The sequence below is a fragment of the Sporosarcina sp. Marseille-Q4063 genome (assembly GCF_018309085.1).
Taxonomy (GTDB): Bacteria; Bacillota; Bacilli; order Bacillales_A; family Planococcaceae; genus Sporosarcina.
This window is the reverse complement of sequence record NZ_CP070502.1, coordinates 259,466-274,453: the sequence shown is the minus strand read 5'-3', so window position 1 is coordinate 274,453 and position 14,988 is coordinate 259,466. Positions and strand designations below refer to the sequence as shown.

The 14,988-nt window shown below is 39.4% G+C and carries 18 protein-coding genes and 1 pseudogene; 1 reads left to right on the top strand and 18 read right to left on the bottom strand.

Annotated elements, in window-relative coordinates; translation table 11 throughout:
* Positions 1-82: 82 nt before the first annotated feature.
* From JSQ81_RS01440 to JSQ81_RS01365, 16 genes are all read right to left on the bottom strand, one after another.
* On the bottom strand, positions 83-967 hold the full coding sequence (locus tag JSQ81_RS01440; protein WP_212605976.1) for a polyprenyl synthetase family protein: 885 nt from the start codon (positions 965-967) through the stop codon (positions 83-85).
* Positions 957-1,202: an exodeoxyribonuclease VII small subunit gene (locus JSQ81_RS01435; RefSeq protein ID WP_212605975.1), complete on the bottom strand. Its 246-nt coding sequence runs from the start codon at positions 1,200-1,202 to the stop codon at positions 957-959. The genes JSQ81_RS01440 and JSQ81_RS01435 overlap by 11 nt, the downstream gene beginning before the upstream one ends.
* A complete protein-coding gene (gene xseA / locus JSQ81_RS01430; protein ID WP_212605974.1) occupies positions 1,203-2,558 on the bottom strand; it encodes an exodeoxyribonuclease VII large subunit in 1,356 nt (451 codons plus the stop codon).
* A 67-nt stretch (positions 2,559-2,625) separates the two neighbouring features.
* Positions 2,626-3,489 (bottom strand): bifunctional methylenetetrahydrofolate dehydrogenase/methenyltetrahydrofolate cyclohydrolase FolD, encoded by an 864-nt coding sequence (folD, locus tag JSQ81_RS01425; protein WP_212605973.1) that lies wholly within the window; start codon positions 3,487-3,489, stop codon positions 2,626-2,628.
* A gap of 15 nt (positions 3,490-3,504) precedes the next feature.
* On the bottom strand, positions 3,505-3,894 hold the full coding sequence (gene nusB / locus JSQ81_RS01420) for a transcription antitermination factor NusB (protein WP_212605972.1): 390 nt from the start codon (positions 3,892-3,894) through the stop codon (positions 3,505-3,507).
* Positions 3,895-4,002: 108 nt separating this feature from the next.
* Positions 4,003-4,404 carry an Asp23/Gls24 family envelope stress response protein gene (locus tag JSQ81_RS01415; RefSeq protein WP_212605971.1) on the bottom strand — a complete coding sequence of 134 codons (402 nt, stop codon included), beginning with the start codon at positions 4,402-4,404 and terminating at the stop codon, positions 4,003-4,005.
* A 19-nt stretch (positions 4,405-4,423) separates the two neighbouring features.
* Positions 4,424-5,773: an acetyl-CoA carboxylase biotin carboxylase subunit gene (gene accC / locus JSQ81_RS01410; RefSeq protein WP_212605970.1), complete on the bottom strand. Its 1,350-nt coding sequence runs from the start codon at positions 5,771-5,773 to the stop codon at positions 4,424-4,426.
* A 13-nt stretch (positions 5,774-5,786) separates the two neighbouring features.
* Entirely contained in the window at positions 5,787-6,281 is a 495-nt protein-coding gene (gene accB / locus JSQ81_RS01405) for an acetyl-CoA carboxylase biotin carboxyl carrier protein (RefSeq protein ID WP_212605969.1), read from the bottom strand.
* A gap of 421 nt (positions 6,282-6,702) precedes the next feature.
* Positions 6,703-7,242 (bottom strand): SpoIIIAH-like family protein, encoded by a 540-nt coding sequence (locus JSQ81_RS01400; RefSeq protein ID WP_212605968.1) that lies wholly within the window; start codon positions 7,240-7,242, stop codon positions 6,703-6,705.
* Positions 7,229-7,654, bottom strand: coding sequence for a hypothetical protein (locus tag JSQ81_RS01395; RefSeq protein WP_212605967.1), 426 nt, complete (start codon positions 7,652-7,654; stop codon positions 7,229-7,231). The genes JSQ81_RS01400 and JSQ81_RS01395 overlap by 14 nt, the downstream gene beginning before the upstream one ends.
* Before the next feature lie 242 nt (positions 7,655-7,896).
* Positions 7,897-8,796: a stage III sporulation protein AE gene (locus tag JSQ81_RS01390; RefSeq protein ID WP_212605966.1), complete on the bottom strand. Its 900-nt coding sequence runs from the start codon at positions 8,794-8,796 to the stop codon at positions 7,897-7,899.
* A gap of 393 nt (positions 8,797-9,189) precedes the next feature.
* Positions 9,190-9,396: a SpoIIIAC/SpoIIIAD family protein gene (locus JSQ81_RS01385; RefSeq protein WP_172369233.1), complete on the bottom strand. Its 207-nt coding sequence runs from the start codon at positions 9,394-9,396 to the stop codon at positions 9,190-9,192.
* 139 nt (positions 9,397-9,535) lie between these two features.
* Positions 9,536-10,093, bottom strand: a complete 558-nt coding sequence (gene efp, locus JSQ81_RS01380; RefSeq protein WP_212605965.1) for an elongation factor P — start codon at positions 10,091-10,093, stop codon at positions 9,536-9,538.
* A 21-nt stretch (positions 10,094-10,114) separates the two neighbouring features.
* The gene (locus JSQ81_RS01375; protein ID WP_212605964.1) at positions 10,115-11,182 is read right to left on the bottom strand and encodes a M24 family metallopeptidase; all 1,068 of its coding nucleotides are present in this window, start codon (positions 11,180-11,182) and stop codon (positions 10,115-10,117) included.
* On the bottom strand, positions 11,179-11,619 hold the full coding sequence (gene aroQ / locus JSQ81_RS01370; protein WP_212607503.1) for a type II 3-dehydroquinate dehydratase: 441 nt from the start codon (positions 11,617-11,619) through the stop codon (positions 11,179-11,181). Before aroQ ends, JSQ81_RS01375 begins: the two co-directional genes overlap by 4 nt.
* Before the next feature lie 78 nt (positions 11,620-11,697).
* Positions 11,698-12,108, bottom strand: a complete 411-nt coding sequence (locus JSQ81_RS01365) for a hypothetical protein (protein WP_212605963.1) — start codon at positions 12,106-12,108, stop codon at positions 11,698-11,700.
* A 124-nt stretch (positions 12,109-12,232) separates the two neighbouring features.
* Between JSQ81_RS01365 and JSQ81_RS01360 the strand changes: the two genes are divergently transcribed.
* Entirely contained in the window at positions 12,233-13,216 is a 984-nt protein-coding gene (locus JSQ81_RS01360) for a DUF1385 domain-containing protein (RefSeq protein ID WP_212605962.1), read from the top strand.
* A 60-nt stretch (positions 13,217-13,276) separates the two neighbouring features.
* On the opposite strand, the pseudogene JSQ81_RS01355 reads toward JSQ81_RS01360, so the two are convergent.
* Positions 13,277-13,927, bottom strand: a pseudogene (locus JSQ81_RS01355) (ribonucleotide-diphosphate reductase subunit alpha); the annotation flags it as partial.
* Between the two features lie 23 nt (positions 13,928-13,950).
* Positions 13,951-14,781 carry an HNH endonuclease gene (locus JSQ81_RS19990; protein ID WP_249336598.1) on the bottom strand — a complete coding sequence of 277 codons (831 nt, stop codon included), beginning with the start codon at positions 14,779-14,781 and terminating at the stop codon, positions 13,951-13,953.
* Positions 14,782-14,988: the final 207 nt, after the last annotated feature.

The window sequence follows — 14,988 nt, the reverse complement described above, 5'->3', positions numbered from 1 at the left end:
TTCACATTTTAATTGCCACATTCTAATTTCCACTTGATAACATTATATCAACTAGAATAACTAGCACAAGGGTTTCATTCAATTAATGCTTACGATTAACGATATAATCAGCAAATTGAAGTAGTAATGATTCTTCATTGTTAATAAACGCTAATGAATTCCTTGCTAATTGATGATGAATAGCAAGTTGCTCCTTCGCTTTATCTAGTCCTAGTAGACTAGGATAAGTAACTTTTCCACTAGATTCATCGCTGCCAACATTTTTCCCAAGTTCTTCAGTTGTCGATGTCACATCTAAAATATCATCTTGTATTTGGAAAGTTAACCCAATGTTTTTGGCGAATTTTTGTAAATTTATCATGTTCTCATTATCGACATCAGCAAGTAATGCGCCTGCTTCGATACAAAACGAAAGAAGTGCGCCGGTTTTGTTCAAATGGATACGCTCCAGTTGCTCCAAAGTTAAATCCATTTCTTCCCCTTCGATGTCGAGGACTTGACCAGCTACCATTCCTTCTGCCCCGGAGGCGACGGATAGTAGTCGAATAAGTTTGATTGCGACTTCTGGCGAGGTATTGTTAAGACTTGTCAATATTTCGAAGGCTAATGTTTGCAGCGCATCCCCTGCTAGTATTGCCATAGCTTCACCGTATACTTTATGGTTAGTCAATTTTCCGCGTCTAAAATCATCATTGTCCATACTCGGTAAATCATCATGTATAAGTGAGTATGTGTGTATGAGTTCAACAGCACATGCAACTTGTAATGCATCTTTTGATGAAGCGCCAAGATCTTCTAGCGTTGCCAAAACCAATAACGGACGAATTCTTTTCCCGCCTGCATTTACAGAATAAATCATTGATGATTGAAGCGATTTTGGGGAGCGTTTTTGTGAAAGCAGTTCAGTTAACCTATTTTCAATTTCACGAACGTTCTTTTCAATGAATGCATTAAGTTTATTCGTCATCTGGATTATTTCCTTGGGCTGGGTTGAATTCTATCTTATTATCATTCTTATCAATTATTGAAATAAGTTGTTTTTCAGCATTTTGAAGTTTTTCATGACAAAAAGAAGATAATTCCATTCCTTTTTTATATAAACTGATGGCATCTTCAAGCGGTACTTCTCCTGTTTCTAATTTCTTAACGACTTCTTCCAAATCAAGCATTGCTTCCTCAAATCGAATTGGCTGCTTTCCCATTTAAACTTCCTCCTCGTCTTTACTGCTAATTGAGTTAATCGTTGCAATTGCGGAACCATCTTGTAACCTAAGTTCAATATCCATTCCTGTTTGTAACGACTCTACTTTATTGATAATAGTTCCCTCTTTGTAAACGATTGAATATCCCCGCTCCATAACAGTGAGCGGATTCAGTGCATTCAACATGCGAACTGTGCTTGAAAAATGGTTTGAATGCACCTGGAAATCATGCTGCATTGTTCGGGTTAGACGTTCTGAAAAACCCAGCACTTCACGCTTGTTTTCAGTGATTTGTTTCATCGGCGAGTATGTAGAAAGCATATTCGTCAGACGTTCTAACGCCAATTTGTCACGGTTTGTAATATCTTGACCACTTCGCACGAGTCTTTCATCAACAGCAACTAATCTTTCTGTAAAAGGACGATATAATCTTTCCGGAAATTGTAACGGATAGGATGATTGCAATCTTTCTAATCTTTTTTGTTCAGTTGATATTTTTTGGGATAGGGATCGGTATAAAGATCGTTTCCGTTCTAACAATCTCTCAACTAATTCATCTTGTGCTGGGACTGCTAATTCTGCTGCCGCCGTCGGTGTCGGCGCTCTTCTATCTGAAACAAAGTCGGCAATCGTGGTATCTGTTTCATGTCCGACTGCGCTAATTATTGGAATTCGACTTGAAAAAATCGCACGAGCAACCTCTTCCTCATTAAAAGCCCATAAATCCTCAATAGAACCTCCGCCTCGACCGACAATTAGAACATCAATTGAGCCGTGTCGATTCGCTTGTTCAATCGCGCTAACAATTGACGGTGCAGCCCCGGAACCTTGTACGACTGCCGGAAAAAGATTTATTTCAGCTAATGGATAGCGCCTTCCGATCGTTGTACAAATGTCTTGGATGGCTGCTCCTGTTTGAGCAGTCACAACACCAATTCTATGTGGAAACTTCGGTAAAGGACTTTTCCACTTTTCGTTGAATAATCCTTCTTTTTCAAGTCTTTCTTTTAATTGTTCAAATGCAAGATACAAAGCACCAATTCCGTCCGGTTCCATCGTTTGGACGTATAACTGATATTGTCCACTCGCTTCATAAACAGAAACATCTCCGGTTATTAGAACATTCATCCCATTTTCCGGTCGGAACTTCAATGTTGAAGCGCTCGAACGAAACATTGCAGAGCGTATGCGGCTATGCTCATCTTTTAATGTGAAGTAAATATGCCCACTTGTATGGTTGGTCACATTTGATAACTCGCCCTTGACGTAAACATTACGTAAATGAGGATCTGCATCAAACTTTCGTTTGACATATTTGGTTAAGGCTTGAACCGATAAATACGGATTCCTCGTCAATCGTCATACCTCCCTACTATAAAACGAATAGAAACGCTGTTTTTTTGAACAGCGTTTATCAAAGTTTTTATTTATTACTTTCAGTCAAAGATTCTTCAGCACTTTGGAGTGTATTTTTCAGCAGCATTGTAATTGTCATTGGACCTACCCCGCCAGGTACCGGCGTGATTGCGGAAGCTTTGTCTTTAACCGCTTCAAAGTCTACGTCCCCGCAAAGTTTACCGTTCTCATCACGGTTCATGCCGACATCGATTACGACGGCACCATCTTTAACATGTTCCTCGCCGATAAATTTCGTTCTTCCAATCGCAACGATTAATATGTCTGCTTGCTTTGTATAGGAAGGCAAATCTACTGTTCGAGAATGGCAATAAGTGACAGTCGCGTCTCGTTGCAATAATAATTGACCCATCGGTTTCCCGACTATATTACTTCTCCCAATGATTACCGCGTGTTTCCCTTTAATCGGTGTGTTTGTCCGTTCTAATAATTTAATAATGCCATAAGGTGTACAAGATAAAAATGAACGTTGACCGATAATCATTTTCCCGACGTTTTCGGGATGGAAGCCGTCAACATCTTTTTTAGGATCGATAGCTAAAATAATTCGATTTTCATCGATATGATCCGGTAATGGGAGTTGCACAAGAATGCCGTGAATTGAATCGTCATTATTTAATTTACTAATATGACCAAGCAACTCTTCTTCCGTCACGCTTGCTGGTAAATTAACCAACTCCGATTTCATACCTACTTCAATACTTGACTTTTGTTTGTTTCGCACATATGTATGGGATGCTTGATTTTCCCCGACAAGGATAACAGCCAAGCCTGGCGTGCATCCACGTTCTTTCAGAGCAGTTACCCGGGCTTTAATTTCTTCTCTGATTTCTTTTCCGATTGCTACGCCATCGATTATTTTTCCACTCATTGATAATTCCTCCAATCATTCTTTTTCTGCGAATTTGGACAGTACGCCGTTCACGAATCGACCTGATTTTTCGTCACCAAATGTTTTACATAATTCGATTGCCTCATTCATAATGACTCTTTCAGGAGCATCCTTGCCGAAAAGAAGTTCAAAAACGGCTAACCGCAATACAGTACGTTCAATTTTCGGTAAACGACTCAGTGACCAATTTTCTAAATTCGCGGAAAGGGCAGTATCGATTTCCGACTGGTTTATTAAGGTTCCACGAACAAGCTCATCGTAAAAGGGATTGACTTCTACACCTTCCCCAATAATATAAGTAATGGCTTCGTCTATCGATAATTCCGTATTGTCTAACTGAAAAAGCGTTTGAATTGCTTTTTCGCGTGCCTCTCGTCGTTTCATAATCTTATCTCCTCTACTATTGCTCTTGGGCAATATCATAGCACATTTCAAATCAAAACTTATTGAATTAAGTTTAAAAGCATCATCCTTTTGGACGATGCTTTTACATTATACTGTTTCTATGTCTGCCTCATACTCAATTCCCGTTATATGAACATTTACCTCTTTCGTTTGAAGCGATGTCATATGGTAAATTGCATGGCGAATTTGCTTTTGAATGTCCAATGCGACATCTCGAACGGCAAATCCATATTGAACGACGCAATATACATCAATCGTAAGGCCTTCTTCAGACCAGCTTGTTTTGACACCTTTGCCATGTCTAACCCGTCCAAAACGTTCCGCAACATCAGTTGCAAAGTTTCCGCGCGTATTCGCAACACCTTTAACTTCAGTTGTCGCAATTCCTACAATCACTTCTAGAACTTCGGGGGCTAATTGGACACGTCCAAGCTCAACATCTCCGGTAGGTGCCATACCAACAAACGAAGGTACTGTTTTATCAGCCATATTATCATTGCCTCCTTTTTTATTCATTCATTGGATCATATTTTTCAAGAAACTTTGTATCGAAATCTCCAGATTTAAAGACTTCATGATCCATTAATCTTGCATGGAATGGAATTGTTGTTTCAACGCCCTCGATAATAAATTCATCTAGCGCTCGTTTCATCCTCGAAACTGCTTCTTCTCGAGTATCCGCATGAACAATCAATTTCGCGACCATTGAATCGTAAAATGGTGGAATAGAGTATCCAGTGTACATTGCCGAATCAACACGAACACCAAAGCCGCCTGGTGGCATATACATCGTCACTTCGCCAGGAGATGGCATAAAGTTTCTCGATGGATTCTCCGCGTTTATTCTGCATTCAATTGACCAGCCATTAATTTTTATATCTTCTTGTTTATATTTAAGTTTTTCCCCAGAAGCAATTTTTAATTGTTGTTGAATTAAATCAATGCCCGTAATCATTTCTGTTACTGGGTGTTCAACTTGAATGCGGGTATTCATTTCCATAAAATAAAACTTTTGATTGATATGGTCAAAAATAAATTCTACTGTTCCCGCCCCTTGGTAATTAACGGCTTGTGCAGCCTTTACAGCGGCTTCGCCCATTTCCGCACGAAGTTCTGGCGTTATTGCCGGAGACGGCGCTTCCTCTACCAATTTTTGCATTCTGCGCTGTATGGAACAATCACGTTCACCAAAGTGAATCGTATTGCCGTATTTATCAGCAAGCACTTGCACTTCAACGTGTCTGAAAATTTCAATGTATTTCTCGATATATACACCCGGATTTCCAAAAGCAGCTGCCGCTTCTTTTTGGGTGATTTTAATGCCCGTTATTAGATCTTCTTTGTTTTTGGCAACACGTATACCTTTACCGCCGCCGCCTGCAGTCGCTTTAATAATAACCGGGAATCCGATTTTTTCAGCGATTTCGAGTGCTTCGTGTTCATCCGCGACAATTCCAGTTGAACCTGGCACAATTGGCACGCCTGCTTCTCTCATCGTTTCACGAGCAACGTCTTTCGTTCCCATTCGAGAAATGGCATCTGATGTTGGCCCTATGAATTCAATATTGCATTCCTCGCATAATTCAGCAAAACTTGCATTTTCTGCAAGAAAACCATAACCCGGATGGATGCCATCACAATTTGTTAAGTTCGCGATACTGATTATGTTTGAAAAGTTTAAGTAACTATCTGTAGACAATCTTGGACCGATACAATATGCTTCGTCTGCTAATTGGACATGTAGCGCTTCTTCGTCAGCTTCTGAAAACACAGCAACGGTTTCGATACCCAACTCTTTACACGCACGAATAATTCGAACAGCTATTTCACCGCGGTTCGCAATTAGTACTTTCTTCATTTACGATTCCACCTTATTTCGTTTTTACGAGGAAGAGCGGTTGACCATATTCAACAAGTTGTCCATCCTCTGCAAGAATTTCAACGATTTCTCCTGAAACTTCTGCTTCAATTTCATTGAATAGTTTCATTGCCTCTACAATACAAACTATTGAGTTCTCGGAAACTTTATCTCCCGACTTAACATATGCTTCTGCCTCGGGTGAAGATGCGGAGTAAAATGTTCCGACCATCGGGGACGTAATTTCATGCAATGATGGGTCTTGAACCGCCTCAACACTCGCTTTTGGTGCTTCTTTTTGCGGAGCCGCCACTGGTACTTCTTGTACAGGTGCTGGTAATGCCGCAGGAACTTCTGTAATAGGTTCTGTTTGGACTGCTGAAACGACTTGTTCCGTGCTACCTTTTTTTAAGACGAGCTTGGCACCATCGGCCTCATATGAAAACTTTTCAATTGAAGACTGATCAATTAGTTTAATAATTTCGCGTATTTCTTGAATTTTTAACATGATCTTATTCTCCTGACTATAGTAATTTTTAGGTTCTATTCTATTTTAGACGTTTTCAACACATAATGAAACAAATATCGTCAAATTGTATGAAAATCCGTGTTTAATGTACAAAATCGGAGAGCGGCCGTGTAGCCCTGAACTAGACTGAAGTCTTTTTTGTTGCAAGATATCCATAGTACATGATTTTACAAATTCTCAAGTAATAACGAGAATAAAAAAATGGAACCGGCTAGATACGAGAATAAACGCTGGAGCAACGAGAGCAACTGGACACGCAACGAGAGCAAACCGACACGCAACGAGAATAAAAAACGGGACCGCCTAGATACGAGAATAGTTATCCACAGGTCTATACTTTTATAGTTTCTCAAGCAACAAAAAAAAGACCCTATTTAGGGTCTAAGGGCCTTCGTTTCTTTCAAGACTCGCCTTTAAAATCCACCTTAACCTTCCGAGCCTCTTCCCAAGTAGACATTACCAGATACGTAATTTCATTTGCTTGTTTTGCTGATTGACCATCCTCGGATAAAACCGTGACATTCACCATGTTGCCTTCTGTTCGGACGAAGGCATCCTTATAACCAAGCGCTATGATTTGCGTTTCCATTAACGCCTCTACGGAATTACGTTTGATTAGCATAGCCATTTCATCGAAAACGTCATTTTTTTCACTAGGCGTTTCCAAAGAATTAATTTTAGTCGTTAGTTGATCTTGCATTTGACTTCGTTCATTCATTACTTCCATCCGCAAGTCATCAAACAGATAACTTTCTGCAAAGACGGGTGCTTGCCCATCTCCATCGACAGCTTCCTTGTTGACCGGCGCTTTATCACCTGCATTTTCAAAGATTTTCATCCCATCAAATGGCATTGGATTTTTGTTGATGGAATAGATTGCAATCACCGCTACGAGACTTAGTAAAGTTAAAAACCATACTGTACGTTTATTTGTTTTCATCCAAGTTCCCCCTCTTTTTCATGATCACTATTCGGTGCTCTGGCAACTGAAGGACCGTTGATAATGTTCTTTTCAATTCAAGTTTGATGCCTGGATTGTCTGCGCCCTCAGCAACTACGAGTACGCCTTCAATCGGATTTTTTTTGATGTCCTCTCGTGTTGTTGAAAGTGAAAAGTAATCGGACAATGGGCTCTTTTCTTCGGTATTGTTGGAATGTAGATACAACTTGACCTCTCCCACTCCTTCGATATTCTTTAGAGCTTCTTCAAGGTCTCGATATTCATTGCTAGTTTCTTCTATCTGCCCCCTATCCCCTCCGATTCCTAAAATGCCAGAGTTCATGGAAATGATAACGAGAACAAGTAATGACCCAAATAGAACGGTTTGGAATTTTTTAGTAGGCTTTTTCATGGCATCCCCATTTTCGTTCGTTAAGGCGTGTTCGCTTCGTCATCAATAATTCATTTTATGCAGTTTCATAGTAAGCTATGACCAAACAGTGAGAAGACTGATTGAATTATCCATAAGCCCATAGCCAGCTTGACAATCGGCAGGAAATTTTCTTCCGCATCCCCTGGAAAGAGTAAAAAAAGCAAGGCCGACAATACAGTGATCGATAGGACCCCTACCAAAAAGCCTTCCATCTTCTCACCTCACTTCATCGTTGTTAGCAATTTAATTAGTATGATAGAAAACAACGCCGTATAAATAAACGCAAACGCGATTAGAAATGAAATTGCGCATAAAACAAATAACGTTTTACCAATGTCATCTAACAAACCGGTAATGTCTTCATCGGCAAAAGGTTCGATTAGTGCGGCTGCCCATCTATAAAAAAGCGCTGTCAACAATGTTTTCATAGACGGGACGAGTGCGACGGTCCAAATACTTGAAATTAGCCATCCGCCGACAAATACACTCACGCCTGATGAGTATCTTCCAATCGACCCAAGACTCTCTGTCATAAATGATCCGATCAACGGAATGTTTTGTTGGATGAGTTCTTTTAGCGGCTCACTAGCCAGTCCAGAAAGTGCCCAGGACATCGTTCCACCTACAGTGATAAAAATTGAATAAGCGGCAACGACTGCCGAGACCACCCCTATTAATGTGGTTCGAATTAGCTCAGCTAACTTAGTAAAAGGTACGTCAGGCAATAATCTCGTTGCCACGTCTAATAGAAGAGCAGTTGCCAATAGTGGTATCAATAGTTTTTCGGTGAGTACAACCGCGCCATTTGCGAATAAAAGCATGGCAGGTTGAAAGTTTAATAAACTGAATGCCCCACCGGCTGCAATCATAGTTGCAGTAAGGATTGGGTACACTGCGATAAACATCATTGATACTGAATAAGCGATATCACGGATGAGAATAAAATGTTCAAAAGCCGGTTTTAATGCGACGGTAATAATAATAAAAAACAACATCATTCTCGTCCATTTTTTAAATGATGGAAACAAAAAGTCTGTCATCAAAGCCATGAAAGCCGATATGATTATTATTGCAAAGCTTGTTAAAACAGTTCCGAGTAGTACATCAATAAAGGGGATCATAAATGTACCCGTCCGATCATTTAGTAATAAGTGATGAGAGTACTTCAATTAAGTTAGTGGTTTGATCCACCCAGAGAAGAAGAATCGTTATTCTAATAACAAAATGGGATAATATAGCCAGTGAGCGATAACCCGCCTCCTCAATGTGCTCAGAGATTACTTCGGATATAAAAAACAAAATTGCACTTCCAATTAATAGTTTCGCGAAAGGGTTAGGGAGCGACTCAAACAATCGATAAAAAGTCCTCCCAAACGGAAATATTACAGTTGTTAGAAGATAAAATAATACGATGAAAAAAATAGATGTATATAATAATGGTTGTAATTTTGGCACGGCAAATGAAATTAGGAGGAGCAGCAAAAAGACAACAATTATCTGCAGTAAAATAAACATTAGACCATCGCGAGCCATTGGAAAAACTCAGCTATTTCAATGAAAAATATTCGAAGGAATCGAAGTAGTTCTGCAGTGATATACAAATAGGCAATGAAAAATAGGAAAAACGAAAACTCTTTCTTGCCCGTTTGTTCAAAAAACACATGCAGGATTCCGATGACCAAACCGATACCGGCGATTCGTAGCAAGTCATTCAATTCCATCCGGTACTCCCCCCATGAATCAACCTATGTAAAATCGACAATGTATATGAATGTTTGAAACGTTGTAAACTATTTCTTTTCGTGAAAATAAAAAATCCCCTTGCATTCAATAGTGAATGCAAGAGGGTTTGTTCATTTTTTATGCGCGCGAGACGTACTCAGCTTCTTCTGTATTAATGACAAGCGTATCGCCTGCGTTTACGAAAAACGGTACTTGGACAGTTAATCCAGTTTCAACTGTTGCCGGTTTTGAACCACCGCTGGCTGTATCACCTTTAATGCCAGGTTCAGTCTCGACTACTTTTAATTCGACTGTAATTGGAAGTTGTACGCCAAGAATTTCTCCCTGGTACTGAATCACATGGACTTCCATATTTTCCTTTAGGAATTTTAGTTCGTATTCAATTTGTTTTCCCGGAATTTCAATTTGATCATAGGTTTGGTTATTCATAAATACATGATCATCGCCGTTTGCGTATAAGTATTGCATATGAAGATTGTCGATTTGAGCACGCTTTACTTTTTCACCTGCTCGGAATGTTTTTTCATTTATATTACCTGAACGCAAATTTCTCAATTTAGAACGTACAAAGGCTGCACCTTTCCCTGGTTTAACATGTTGGAATTCCATAACTCTCCAAATATCACCATCTACTTCGATTGTAGCACCTGTTCTAAAATCATTAACTGAAATCATTATTATTTCCTCCAATACAAGTTATAAAATTAGTAACTCTTTTGTTGCGTAAGTTAGTCGTTCATTACCGCTTTCTGTAATGATAATATCATCTTCAATACGAACGCCGCCGACTTCTGGCAAGTAAATTCCCGGCTCTACCGTAACAACCATATTCGGTTCAAGTACAGTTTCCGAGCGGAACGATAAACTTGGCGCTTCATGGACTTCCATACCAATCCCATGACCTGTTGAATGTCCGAAAGCCTCTCCGTAGCCTTTAGATGTGATATAATCCCTGGCAATCGCATCTGCTTCAATACCCGTCATACCTGGTTTAATCTCTTTTAATGCAAGCTCCTGTGCCGCTAACGTCACGGCATAGATTTCTTTAAGTTTATCAGTTGGTTCGCCAACTGCCAAAGTTCTTGTTATATCAGAGATATACCCTTCGTATAACGCACCGTAATCCAACGTGACGAAATCACCCGTCTCAATAATCTTACTTGTCGCGACGCCGTGCGGAAGAGCACTACGCAATCCAGAAGCAACGATAATAGAAAATGATGACGACGTTGCGCCCTGTTTTCTCATGAAAAATTCTAATTCATTCGATACATCTAGTTCGGTAATGCCCGGCTTGATGAACTTAATAATATGTTCGTAAGCATCATCTGCAATTTTTGCAGCTTTTTTCAAGATTGTTAACTCATCGGGCGTTTTCACCATACGTAAATTTTCAACGAGTCCTGAGACTGGTTTGAGGTCTGCTTTCACTTCTTTTTTGTACGATTCATAAAGTCCGAATGCCATATCATTTTTTTCAAAGCCAAGTGTCATTACTTTCATTTTGCTGATTTGTGCTGCAACTTCTTCGATAATTGTTTTAGTATGTTGGACAATTCGATAGCCTTCAACTTCTTTTTCGGCTTGTTCAGTATAACGGAAATCTGTTATGAATACAGCATCATCCGCTGACACAATAGCAACGCCTGCAGTACCTGTAAAGTTTGTCATGTAGCTACGATTATACGGGTTAGTAATGAGAAGCGCATCAATCTCTTCTTTTTTCAACTGTTCTCTCAAATTTGATAGTTTCAAAGTCATCATTCCCCTTTTCTTTGGAGGAGGAAGGCATGCAGGGCAAGTGTGTAACCATTTGTACCAAAACCAGTAAGTTGGCCCATGCATACTGGCGCAATAACAGATGTCTGCCGAAATGATTCCCGATTATGTATGTTGGATATATGCACTTCAATAACTGGAATGTCCACAGAAGCCACTGCATCGCGTATGGCAATACTATAATGCGTAAACGCGCCCGGGTTAAAAATAATTCCATCCGTATTATCATCAGCAGCTTCATGGATACGATCAATAAGTGAACCTTCTGTATTTGACTGGAAAAAATCAAGCTCTACATTATTTTCACTCGCAATCGTTCTTAGCTTCACTTCCACATCATCAAGTGTTTCATACCCATAGATTTCCGGCTCTCTTTTTCCAATGCGATTTAAGTTGGGTCCATTTAATACAAGTAATTTCACCGACGAACCATTCCTCTCCATTTTCTTTCTCATTTTATCACACCCTACGTTCGTCGGTAACTAATTTCATCCTTTTCTTCAAACTTTTCGCATAAATGTAGCTGTTCCTGTGATAAATCTTAATGTGATAGCGATTATTGCTAAAAATGGATAAGAAATTGATGTAAAAATGTCAGGTAGTGTTTTTGGTTCGCTGATAATCCATTCAAGGATAATAATACCAATCACTCCTATAATGATTGCTGACAAAGAAGGTGGAATTGCAACCATGAAAGAACTGAGGATATAAAGGATTGCAAAAATAATGAACAACCCTATAAAGAGCAGCGTCCATTTAATACTATAATGGTACGAATCGACTTGAGGCCATTCATCCGCCCAACCAATCGGCGACCACTCTATAAATGAAAACATTTGTAAAAACTTTAATGATAGCGTAGTAAATAAAGCAGAAAATTTTGATGTGTAAAGAAATGTTTTATCAATCATCTGAATCCCTCCATATAAAAGTGTTGGGTCGTTCAGATAATTTTAAACATTATTGTGGAGGTAATGGATAATTTTTAGTATAATAGGTACATTCGATATACTCGAAAGAAAGCGTGGTTAAAAAATGACGAAAGAGCAACAACCCCAAACTTATGGGGGCCAAGCACTCGTCGAAGGCGTTATGTTCGGCGGGAAAGATCATACAGTCGCGGCAATTCGAAGAAAAGATAATTCGATTGATTACTTTCATCTCCCTAAGAAAAAAAGTAATCTAGCAATGAAGTTAAGAAAAATACCATTTCTTAGAGGCATTGTAGCCTTAATTGAATCAGCCGGAGTTGGCTCTCGTCATTTGACATTCTCTACGGATCGGTTTGACGTCGAACCCGGTGAGGAAAAAGAGCAAGATGAACAAGAAACATCAAAATTGACGATGGTCATAGGTGTCGCCGCAGTTGGTGTTTTATCTTTTTTGTTCAGTAAATTTGTCTTTACACTCGTTCCAGTATTTTTGGCAGAATTATTCAGTTCGATCGCACCAGAGAAGACAGCACAAATATTACTTGAAAGTTTTTTCAAACTTACACTCTTACTCGGATATTTAGCGTTAATTTCAATGACGCCATTCATTAGAAGAGTTTTTCAATATCACGGTGCAGAACATAAAGTAATCAATGCGTATGAGCGTAATTTACCGCTTACCGTCGAAAACATTCAAGCACAATCAAGACTCCATTATCGGTGCGGAAGTAGCTTCATATTATTCACTGTTATCGTGGGGATGTTTATTTACTTCCTCGTTCCAGCTGATCCGCTTTGGTTGCGGCTTGTCAATAGAGTTCTTCTAATACCTGTCGTTCTTGGAGTTTCTTTTGAAGTTCTTCAGCTAACGAATGCTGTCCGTAATATTCCAGTATTAAAGTATTTGGGGTATCCTGGTCTATGGCTACAATTGTTAACGACGAAGGAGCCTACTGATGATCAGGTCGAGGTAGCGATCCTATCATTCGAAAAATTACTCGAAGTTGAAGAATATGGTATTGCGGCATTAAATGTAGAAACTGAAGAGAAAACAAATGCGATTTCTTCACCACTTACGGCCCAATAAATAATGAAAAACTGGCCTCCTTTCTCGAAATGAGAATGGAGGCCAGTTTTCTTTTTTATATTATAATCCGCATTTTAATTGTGCGTTACAGTTTGTACAAGTGTTGCAACCGCCCATTTCCTGGACAGTTCCTTGGCGACAAACCGGGCATGTGTTGCCTACTTCAGAACCAATAGTTACATTCGTTGAACGTATATCTTGAATCGTGTCCACAAGCATGATTGGTCGCTTCTCGATCACTTCTTCAACATAATCCGAATCAATTTCATTTTCTTCTGCTTTTAGCGTCAACACTTGGGAATCACGGCTACCATCTACATAAACAGTACCGCCTTTTGCTCCGCCTTTGTATAAACGCTCATATACGCTTTCTACTTGTTCAACCGTGTAACCTCTTGGTGCGTTCACCGTTTTGGAAATAGAGCTGTCAATCCAACGTTGAATGATGCACTGTACATCAGCATGCGCTTCAGGTGCAAGACTCATCGAAGAAATAAACCACTCAGGTAAATTATCCGGATCTGCTTCAGGGTTACGACTTAAATATTCCTCTACAATTTCAGCTTTCACTTCGATAAAACGACCAAGGCGTCCACTGCGGTAATACGTAAAGGAGAAATATGGTTCTAATCCTGTAGAAACTCCGACCATTGTTCCAGTACTCACTTTTGTTACTCTCTTAACTTTTAAGAGGGCGGGATTATTAGTACCCGCTCCATATGTCGCCATATGGGTCAGACTATATCATCAACCGAAAAATTGTTGAACTTGCTTGGGTGGTTGTCACCAGAATGAATAATACGATGACAGGGTTCGCAAACACTTAACAAATTAATCAATTCATTTGCGACTTGGTAATCATTATTTATTGCAAACGGAATCAAATGATGGACTGATAATTCTTGTCCGTACTCGGGTTCCCCTATGCCACATCTTTGACAAGTAAAATTATCACGTTTTCTTGCAGCTCTTCGTTGTGCTAACCAATTAGGCCCGTAATAAGTGATTTTTCCACCATTCCAAGTTCCACTATTTTCACCTGAAAATAATTGTTTCTCGGAGTAATAGGTTCCCATACAATTTACAGTACAGAAATTTAATGTTCTCAAACCACTTGGCTTTTTATTGAATGGTTCATTACAGCGACTACAATTAACTGTTACTTGTCTCGATAACATTACTTTTGCCCGTCTACCATTTGCCTGTCCTAAGCAAATTTTATTGCAAAACTTCGCATTTTTTCTACTCTTAATTACTTCAAATGGAGTTTTACACTCTTGGCAAACAAGTGTGATTCGCTCTCTTTTCGGTCCCGGAGGTACAACTTCTTTTTTAAAAAGTGTATTGCATTCCCTATTACAAAAAAGATTAGCATATTTATTAATGTCGCATCTTTTTCTTAGAATTATTTTCTTGCAATAGCTGCATGGTACTTCCTGTTTCCTACTAAGATGTTGATTTATTGGTGAATGGTTCGATTGATATTCACCTTTACACTTTCTCGAGCAATATTTCTTTCTTTCAAAGTGGCTAGGTCTCACTTTAATAATGATTGAGCAATTCAAACATTTTTTCTCCAAGCAAATCACTTCTTTCAAAGTAATCGACAAAGAAAAATTCGGTTGTCAGGCGTTTAGTCGTTGAGGGGTCAGCCACGACTTCCCTGCGGATTGTCTGCACCTTTTGATTTTTACCTTTGCGTACTTGGCAATGTACAGGTACAAAAGGATACTCAGAGTTTCCCGCATACAGCCTAATTTACACGATGCAAT